Consider the following 8,885-nt stretch of genomic DNA (forward strand, 5'->3'; position numbering starts at 1 on the left):
TTCCTTTGTACTCACCCTCTCGGGCTTTCCTCCGGGCGCTTCCCTTCGGTATTTCGTGTTCCCGACTCTATCAGACTCTTTCGCGTCCGATTTCCTCGGCGCCTTTCCGGTTCCAGCTCCGCGTTTCCGCTTCGCTTTTCCCTTTCCGGCGGTTCCGACTCTATCAGATCCTTTCGGGCCTGATTCCCAGTCAGCGGGTTTCGTCTTCCCGGCTGTTGGGCCGTTCCGACGTCCAGAACCCTAGTGGATTCCCGCCGCAACTCATAATCGGGCCGATGCGGTCCGGGCGAGATGCGTCAGCCCCGGAAAGTGAATTCCAGGCAGCCATGACGGCATGCCGGAAATCTTCCCGGGAGGGATGTTGCTGGGGTGTGGAGTGCCGCGACCTTGCGCGGCTGAGGTGCTGCCCGAAGCACCTGTCGGGCTGTGGCAGCTCGGAGTACCTTACGGATCCGGCCGGGGCGTGTCAACCCCGTCCTGCGGCCCTTCTCAGTCCAGGTCCGCGAGCCGGCCCTCGGCGTCCGGCTGGGCGTCCTCGACCCTGCGCAGCAGCCGGGTCAGGACCTCGCCGAGCTTGTTCCGCTCGCCGCCGTCGAGGTCCTGGAGCAGCTCCTCCTCGAAGACACTGGCGAGCCGCATGGCGTCCAGCCACTTCTCGCGGCCCTCGGGCGTGATCTCCACGATGACCCGGACCCGGTTCGCCTCGTCGCGGTCCCGGGTGACCAGGCCCTCGGCGACCATGCGGTCGATGCGGTGGGTCATGGCGGCGGGGGTGAGGCCCAGGCGCCTGGCCAGCTCGCCCGGGCCGAGCCGGTACGGGGCGCCGGAGAGGACGAGGGCCTTGAGGACCTCCCACTCGGCGTTGGTGAGGTCGAGGGCGGCCGTCTGCCGGTTGTAGGCGACGTTCATCCGCCGGTTGAGGCGCCCCAGGGCCGAGACGATCTGCTCCACCTGGGGGTCGAGGTCCTGAAACTCCCGCTGGTAGGCGGCGATCTGTTCCTCGATGGACGGCTCGGCGTCAGGGGTGTCGGCCATGGGCGGCAGTATGGCACGGCTCGCCTTGGCGTTGAAGTCCTTCAGTGTGTATCGTTTAGCTTCGAAGTTTAGCTCTGAAGTCTTACGACTCTAAGGCAGGTGAAAGTGACCAGGGCGATGGGTGCGGCACTGCACAGGATTCAGCTGGGCAGTGCCCTCGCTGCGTTCGGGATCGGGTTCACGGTCCCGTTCCTCTACGTCTACGTGGCGCAGGTGCGTGGGCTGGGTGCGGGTACGGCGGGGTTCGTCCTCGCCGCGTTCGCGATGGCGGCGCTGGTCGTCCTGCCGGTGGTGGGGCGGGTGATCGACCGGCGCGGGCCGCTGCCCGTCGTCGTGGCCGCCTCCGTCCTGGGCGCGGTGGGCGCGCTCTGCCTGGGGTTCGCCTCGACCGCGGTGACCGCGGTGCTGGCGGCGACGCTGCTGGGCGCCGGTTCCGCCGTGCTCCAGCCGGCCCTGGCCACGATGATCGTCTGGTGCTCCACGCCGCTGACCCGCACCCGGGCCTTCACCATGCAGTTCTTCCTGCAGAACCTCGGCCTCGGCGTGGGCGGGCTCATCGGTGGCCAGATCGTGGACGAGCACCGGGCGGGGTCGTTCCTGCTGCTCTTCTCGATCGAAGCGGTGATGTTCCTGGTGCTGGCCGGCGTCGCGCTCACCGTGCGCCTGCCGCAGAGCCCGGTCATCACCGACCAGGCGCCCGGAGCCGAGGCTTCCGCCGGTGGCGGGGGCCTGCGGGCGCTGCTCCGCCACCGCGCCATGGTGCAGCTGTGCGTGCTGGGCTTCGTGCTGTTCTTCGCCTGCTACGGCCAGTTCGAGTCGGGCCTGTCCGCCTACGGCGTGGAGGCGGCCGGGATCTCCCCGTCGACGCTGGGTGTGGCGCTGGCGGCCAACACCGCGATGATCGTGATCGCGCAGTTCGCGGTCCTCAAGCTGGTCGAGCGGCGCCGGCGCAGCCGGGTCGTGGCGCTGGTCGGGCTGATCTGGACGGTGGCCTGGCTGGCGGCCGGTTACGCCGGTCTCGGGCACGGCAGCGAGGCGATGGCGACGGCCGCCTTCATCTCCACGTACGCGCTGTTCGGGCTCGGTGAGGCGATGCTGGCGCCGACGGTGGCGCCGCTGGTGGCGGACCTGGCTCCGGCGCGGATGGTGGGGCAGTACAACTCGGCCTTCGCGCTGGTGAAGCAGTTGGCGCTGGCGGTGGGGCCCGCGGTGGGCGGGCCGATGGGGGCGACGCTGCACGGGCCGTACATCGTGACGTTCGTGCTGTTCTCGCTGCTGATCTCGGTGCTGGCGCTGCGGCTGGGGCGGGTGCTGCTGCCGCAGCAGGACAAGCCGGAGCCGGTGGGGAGCCGGGTGGTCGCGGTGGGGCGGCCCGAGGAGGGCGCCGTGGCGGTGGTACCGGCCGTGGGGACGGCCGGGTCGACGCCGTCGCGGGTGTAGAGCCGAGCCGTACGGAGCGCGTCCGTTCCCTGGCCGGGGGCGGGCGCGCTTTCGTGTGTCAGGTGGTGGGGAGGGCGAATTCGCACCAGACGGACTTGCCGCCGCCCGGGGTGCGTCTGCTGCCCCAGCTGGAGGCGATGGTGGCGATGATCGCGATCCCCCGGCCGGCCTCGTCGCCCGCCTCGGCGCGGCGGCGGCGCGGGAGGTGGTCGTCGCCGTCGGTGACCTCGATGATCAGGCGGCGGTCGGTTCTGCGGAGTCTGAGGCGCATCGGCGGGGTGCCGTGCTGGAGGGAGTTGGCCACCAGTTCGCTGGCGGCCAGGACGCCGAGGTCGTGGAGGTCGGGCGGGAACCGCCAGCTGGTGAGGACCCCGGAGGCGAAGGCACGGGCCCGGGGCGCGGCCTCGATGCCGCCGAGCAGGTCGAGGGCGGCGTTCCGGAAGAGTTCCGCGTCCCCGCCGGCGCGGGCGGGGTGCTGGAGGACGAGGACGGCGACGTCGTCGTCGTGGGTCTCGGTGACGCCCAGGGCGCGCATCAGCCGGTCGCAGACGACCTTGGGGCTGCCGGTGGCTCCGGCGAGGGCGGCCTCGAGGAGGTGGAGGCCCTCGTCGATGTCGGCGTCGCGGCGCTCGACCAGCCCGTCGGTGTAGAGGACGGCGGTGGAGCCGGGGGCGAGCGGGATGGTGTCGGAGGTGTGGAGCCAGCCGCCGGTGCCGAGGGGCGGACCGGTGGGTTCCGGTGCGCGGTGGATGGCGCCGTGCTCGTCGCGGACCAGGATCGGCAGGTGGCCGGCGGAGGCGTAGACGAGGCGGCCCTCGTTGGGGTCGTGGACGGCGTAGACGCAGGTGGCGATCTGGCTGGGGTCGATCTCGGTGGCGAGGCCGTCGAGGAGCTGGAGGACCTCGTGCGGGGGCAGGTCGAGGCGGGCGTAGGCGCGGACGGCGGTGCGCAGCTGGCCCATGACGGCGGCGGCGCGGACCCCGCGGCCCATGACGTCGCCGATGACCAGGGCGGTGCGTCCGCCGCCGAGGGTGATCACGTCGTACCAGTCGCCGCCGACCGCCGCGTCGGCGCCGCCGGGCTGGTAGGTGGCGGCGATGCGCAGGTCGTCGGGTTGTTCGAGTTCCTGCGGGAGGAGGGAGCGCTGGAGGGTGACGGCGGTCTCGCGCTGGCGGCGTTCGCTGGCGCGCAGCCGTTCGGCGGCGTCGGCCTGGTCGGTGACGTCGGCGGCGAAGACGAGGACGCCGGACTCGGCGCTCTTGGGGTCGCCGTCCTCGGCCCGCGCGCCGTCGTCGGCGGTGGGGACGGTGATCGGGGTGCAGGTGAAGGTGTACGAGCGGCCGCCGGGAAGTCGGCGTGATTTGACCGTGCGGGGGCGGCCGCTGCGCAGGACCTGGTCGAGGAGGGGGAGGAGCCCCAGCTCCTCGAGCTCCGGCATGGTCTCCTCGGCCGGGGTGCCGATCGGGCGGACGCCGAACGCCTCGGTGTAGGCGTCGTTGACGTACGCGATGTGGTGCGCGGGGCCCTGGAGGACGGCGACCAGGGCCGGGACGCGGTCCAGGACGGCGCGTACGGGCAGGTCTTCGAGGCGGGCGGCGGGCCCGGTGGGGGCGGTGCCCGCGCGGGCGGCCGGGACGGCGCCGGTGTCGGCGCGCCGGGTGGTGCGGCGTTGGGCGCCGGGGAACCGGGGGCTCCATCGCGTGAAGTTCACCGATTCTCGCCTCGTGTTGTCGTGTGCGGGGAGTGAGGAAGGGGGCGGGTGGGGACCGCCCGGTCCGGGTGGGGGCCGGAACGGGGGATTCCCGGTGGGCGCTGGATCATGCCTGCTGTGTCGCTTCCGGTGGGGCGTCGCCCGTCCACGGCCGGTGGCGGCCGGGCGGTGCCCGGCGGTCCGGAGCCGGACCATCGTCACACGGCCGGCCGGGCGCACCCGGTCGATTCCGTCAGACGCCAGTTGTCCGAAGGGGGTTCCGTATCGGCGTCAGGAGGACTCGTCCGGGCGTTTGTTCCCGGCCGCGAGTTCGAATTCCGCACGGGGGTGCTCCAGGGAGCCGAGGGAGACGACTTCGCGTTTGAAGAGGCCCGAGAGGGTCCATTCGGCCAGGACACGGGCCTTCCGGTTGAAGGTGGGGAGCCGCCCGAGGTGGTAGGCGCGGTGCATGAGCCACGCGGGGTAGCCCTTCAGCTTGCGTCCGTAGACGTGGGCGACGCCCTTGTGGAGCCCCAGCGAGGCGACCGATCCGGCGTAGGCGTGCCGGTACGGCTGCGGGGCCTCGCCGCGCAGCGTGGCCAGCAGGTTGTCGGCGAGCACCTTGGCCTGGCGGACGGCGTGCTGGGCGTTGGGGGCGCATTCGCGCGCACCGGGGGGTGCGGAGGGGCGCGTGGAAGGTTCGGGGGCGGGGTCGCCGTCCGCTCCGCCCGGGGCGCCCGCTCCGGCGGCCGGCTCCTGCACCACGGGCCCCACGGTGAGGTCGGGTACGGCGGCGGCGTCCCCGGCCGCCCAGGCGTGCGGCGTGCCGACGACGGCCAGTTCGGGCGTGCAGCGCAGCCGGCCCCGCCCGTCGAGCGGGAGGTCGGTCGCGGCCAGCAGGGGGTGGGGTTTGACGCCGGCGGTCCACACCAGGGTGCGGGTGGGGTGCCGGGAGCCGTCGCTGAGCACGGCCACCCGGCGCTCGCAGCTCTCCAGGCGCGTGGTGAGCCGTACGTCGATCTTGCGGCGGCGCAGCTCGCGCAGCGCGTAGCGGCCCATGTCGGGGCCGACCTCGGGCAGGACCCGGTCGGCGGCCTCGACCAAAAGCCACTTCAGGTCCTCGGGCTGGATGTTGTGGTAGTGCCGGGTGGCGTACCGGGCCATGTCCTCCAGTTCGCCGAGCGCCTCCACGCCCGCGTAGCCGCCGCCGACGAAAACGAAGGTCAGGGCGGCGTCGCGGAGGGCGGGGTCGCGGGTGGAGGAGGCGATGTCCATCTGTTCCAGGACGTGGTTGCGCAGGCCGATGGCCTCCTCGACGGTCTTGAAACCGATGCCGTGGTGGGCGAGGCCGGGCACGGGGAGGGTCCGCGAAACCGAGCCGGGGGCCATGACCAGTTCGTCGTAGCCCACTTCGAGCGGGCCGGTGCCCTCGTCGTCGGTGGCCTTGGTGCGGACGTGGGCGGTGCGCGCGGCGTGGTCGACCGTGACGGCCTCGCCGACCAGCAGGCGGCAGCCGCGCAGCACGCGGCGGAGCGGCACCACCACATGGCGCGGCGAGATGGAGCCGGCCGCCGCCTCGGGGAGGAACGGCTGGTACGTCATGTACGGCTCGGGGGCGACGAGAACGATCTCCGTCTCCCGGGGTCTGCTCTTGGCGCGCAGGCGCAGAGCGGTGTACATGCCGACGCAGCCGCCGCCCACGATGAGGATGCGTGCGGGTGCGCTGCCGGAGGTCGTGTCCCGGGATTTCGAGGCCTTCACCTTCCCATGACGCATCGGCGGACGGACTTTGTCCACAGGCCCGACGATTCGTATGACTGGACAGCCCGAACGGCCAGGGAGGCGCCCGAGGTTGGCCGGATTCGAAGTTACGCAGGTCAGCCCGGTGGTAACCAGCGGTCACAGGGGGTGCATTGCGGGGTGAACCGGTGCGTACTTCGATCAGTGCGCGCCACGCCCGGAACGGGCCTCTTCTGAATTGACTCCGGCTCAACTATGTTCGTGAGCCGTCGGGGTGCTGGGGGGTGCCCGCAGGCTGGCCGCTCCTCAGACTCGCGACTCACATATGGCGGGGAGTCTCCGGGGGGAGACGCCATGACCGGGGGAACGCATGCATATTCAGGACTCTCAGTGGCCGGCGACGACATCGACGGCCCCCAGAACCGCACCGACCGGCCCGGCCGGCCGTTCGGCACCCTTGCGGGTGGACGCCCAGCGCAATCTGGAGCACGTGCTCCGCGCCGCCCGCGAGGTCTTCGGTGAGCTCGGGTACGGGGCGCCGATGGAGGATGTCGCGCGCCGCGCCCGCGTCGGGGTCGGCACGGTCTACCGCCGCTTCCCCAGCAAGGACGTGCTGGTCCGGCGGATCGCCGAGGAGGAGACGGCCCGCCTGACCGACCAGGCGAGGACGGCACTGGGCCAGGAGGAGGAGCCGTGGTCGGCGCTCTCCCGGTTCCTGCGCACCTCGGTCGAGTCGGGCGCGGGCCGGCTGCTGCCGCCCCGGATGCTCCGCGTCGAGGTGGGGACGGCGCTGACCGGCCAGGACCCCGCCCGGGTGCCCCAGCAGCGGCAGGCCGAGCCCGGTACGGGCGGCGAACTGCGGCTGGTCGAGCCCCGGGAGGTCCCCGACGCCGAGCAGGACTCGGCGGGGACGGGCGCGCTGCTCGACGTCGTCGGCCGGCTGGTCGAGCGGGCCCGCGAGGCGGGCGAGCTGCGGTCCGACGTGACCGTCGCCGACGTCCTGCTGGTCATCGCCACGGCCGCGCCGGCGCTTCCGGACACCGCCCAGCAGGCCGCCGCCTCCGAGCGGCTGCTGGAGATCCTGCTGGAGGGCCTGCGCTCGCGGCCTGCCTGAGCCGGGAGTTCGCCGTGATCGCACCGGGCCGGTGATCGGGCCCTGTTCCGCTGCCGCCCGCCGGCTCCGCCCGCTCCTGCCTGGGCGGGGCGCGGGCCGACCGGGGTGGGCGTGCCACCCGCGACCGGGGCGCGGCCCTGTCTCCGGGCCCCGGTCCCGTTCCCGCTCCGGCGTGCCCACGAGAGGCCCGCGACGTGCCCGCCTCCGCGTGAACCCGAGGCGTGGGACGGAGCGCCCTCCCGGGCTGTGCGCCCCGGGCGCCTCCGCCGGCTTCCGGCTCCGCCACCAGGCACGAGAGGGGGCGCCGGCGACCTGCTCCGCCCTCTCCCCCGGCTGCGCGGCGCATGATCCCCCGCCGGCTGGGCCGGTGTGAAGGGAAAGGCCGCGAAAACCCCTCGGACGAGTGATCCGGATGCGTGTGGAGGATCGGGGGGAGCGGCCTGTGCCAGGCTTTCGCCCGCAAGCGTTTACGGGTCGGCCAGCGGGGGCTTCCGCCATGAAGGATGAGGGTCCGAATCGGACGGGCCGCGGTACGTCCGAGGGATACGAGCAGGGCCAGGTGCCCGCACAGGGGGGCGGCGGCCAGGCGAGCTGGGGGCAGACGCCCTCCGGCGGCCCGGCGCGCCCGCCGCTCGACGGTCCGGCCCCCGGTGACCTCGCGGGCGTGCCCGAGCAGCGGCGGCGCGAACTGGCCGAGGCGGAGTCGCCCGCGCCACTCCCGGACGGCCCGGTGCCCGACGCGACCCTGGTCCTGCGGATGCGCGGCGGCGACGACGGGGCGTACGAGGAGCTGTACCGGCGCCATGCCGAGGCGGTCCGCCGGTACGCGCGGACCTGTTGCCGGGACGCGCACACGGCCGAGGACCTGACCGCCGAGGTGTTCGCGCGGACGCTCCAGGCGGTGCGGGGCGGCGCGGGGCCCACCCACGCGGTCCGCGCCTATCTGCTCACCACGGTGCGCCGGGTGGCGGCCGGCTGGACGCGCACGGCCCGGCGGGAGCAACTCGTCGAGGACTTCGCGGTCTTCGCCGCGCAGGCCGCGCGGACGGCGGAGGTGTCGGACGAGGACACCCTCGACCTCGGCGCGGACGTGCTGGCGATGCACGAGGCCGAGCAGTCGATGGCGATGCGCGCCTTCCGCACGCTGCCCGAGCGGTGGCAGGCGGTGCTCTGGCACACCGAGGTGGAGGACGAGTCGCCGAGCGAGGTGGCGACCCTCTTCGGGCTCGACGCCAACGGCACCCGGGTGCTCGCCTCCCGCGCACGCGAGGGACTGAAGCAGGCGTACCTCCAGGCGCACGTCAGTACGGCGCTCACGCGGGACGAGGAGTGCGCCCGGTACGCGGACCGGCTGGGGGCGTACGCCCGGGGCGGGTTGCGTGCGCGGGCCGAGCAGGGCTTGCGGACGCACCTCAAGGAGTGCTCGCAGTGCCGGCTGGCGGCGCTCCAGATCAAGGAAGTCGCGGGCGGCATCCCGGCGGTCGTCCCGGTCGCGGTGATCGGCTGGTTCGGCGCGGCGGGGTACGCGAAGGTGATGGCGCTGATCGGCGGCGGTGCGGCGGGCGCGGCGGGAGCCGGTTCGGCGGCGGCCTCCGGGGGCGCGGCGGGGGGTGCGGCCGCGGAAGGGGCCAGCACCCCGGTGAAGATCGGCATCGGCACGGCGCTGGCCGTCACGGCGGGGGTCGCGCTGGCCCTCGTCCTGATCGGCGACAGCGACCCGGCCAAGCCGCCCCGCCAGAAGCCCCCGGTCGCCCAGCCGGCGATCCCCCAGCCACCGCCGCCCTCCCCGGCGCCGGAACCTCCCGCTCCGGCCCCGCCCCCGGCACCGGAGCCCACCCCCGAGCCGACCCCCACCCCGACCCCGAC

Annotated in this window: 6 protein-coding genes; 3 read left to right on the forward strand and 3 right to left on the reverse strand. The window is 73.7% G+C overall.

Annotation, left to right across the window (positions count from 1 at the left end):
* Positions 1 to 489: 489 nt before the first annotated feature.
* Positions 490 to 1,035 carry a MarR family winged helix-turn-helix transcriptional regulator gene (locus IF45_RS0130590; RefSeq protein WP_003949568.1) on the reverse strand — a complete coding sequence of 182 codons (546 nt, stop codon included), beginning with the start codon at positions 1,033 to 1,035 and terminating at the stop codon, positions 490 to 492.
* Positions 1,036 to 1,152: 117 nt separating this feature from the next.
* On the opposite strand from IF45_RS0130590, the gene IF45_RS0130595 reads away from it, so the two are divergent.
* The gene (locus tag IF45_RS0130595) at positions 1,153 to 2,475 is read left to right on the forward strand and encodes an MFS transporter (protein ID WP_003949567.1); all 1,323 of its coding nucleotides are present in this window, start codon (positions 1,153 to 1,155) and stop codon (positions 2,473 to 2,475) included.
* 58 nt (positions 2,476 to 2,533) lie between these two features.
* Here IF45_RS0130595 and IF45_RS0130600 read toward each other — a convergent pair whose 3' ends face one another.
* Together IF45_RS0130600 and IF45_RS0130605 are read right to left on the reverse strand one after the other, a co-directional pair.
* Entirely contained in the window at positions 2,534 to 4,186 is a 1,653-nt protein-coding gene (locus tag IF45_RS0130600) for an ATP-binding SpoIIE family protein phosphatase (protein WP_030310838.1), read from the reverse strand.
* A gap of 270 nt (positions 4,187 to 4,456) precedes the next feature.
* Entirely contained in the window at positions 4,457 to 5,941 is a 1,485-nt protein-coding gene (locus tag IF45_RS0130605) for an NAD(P)/FAD-dependent oxidoreductase (RefSeq protein ID WP_008411148.1), read from the reverse strand.
* 334 nt (positions 5,942 to 6,275) lie between these two features.
* Here IF45_RS0130605 and IF45_RS0130610 point away from each other — a divergent pair, with 334 nt between their 5' ends.
* Complete coding sequence (locus IF45_RS0130610; protein WP_003949564.1) at positions 6,276 to 7,019, forward strand: TetR/AcrR family transcriptional regulator; 744 nt, start codon at positions 6,276 to 6,278, stop codon at positions 7,017 to 7,019.
* Positions 7,020 to 7,515: 496 nt separating this feature from the next.
* The coding region (locus tag IF45_RS0130615; protein WP_037638836.1) for a sigma-70 family RNA polymerase sigma factor at positions 7,516 to 8,885 on the forward strand (1,370 nt) is incomplete at its 3' end.

This window comes from Streptomyces albidoflavus (genome assembly GCF_000719955.1).
GTDB lineage: Bacteria > Actinomycetota > Actinomycetes > Streptomycetales > Streptomycetaceae > Streptomyces > Streptomyces albidoflavus.

What these genes read in the sequence shown, in the direction of transcription:
- IF45_RS0130590 (WP_003949568.1), bottom strand. Translation starts at nt 1,035, where the DNA reads ATGGCCGACACCCCTGACGCCGAGCCGTCCATCGAGGAACAGATCGCC.
- IF45_RS0130595 (WP_003949567.1), top strand. Translation starts at nt 1,153, where the DNA reads ATGGGTGCGGCACTGCACAGGATTCAGCTGGGCAGTGCCCTCGCTGCG.
- IF45_RS0130605 (WP_008411148.1), bottom strand. Translation starts at nt 5,941, where the DNA reads ATGCGTCATGGGAAGGTGAAGGCCTCGAAATCCCGGGACACGACCTCC.
- IF45_RS0130610 (WP_003949564.1), top strand. Translation starts at nt 6,276, where the DNA reads ATGCATATTCAGGACTCTCAGTGGCCGGCGACGACATCGACGGCCCCC.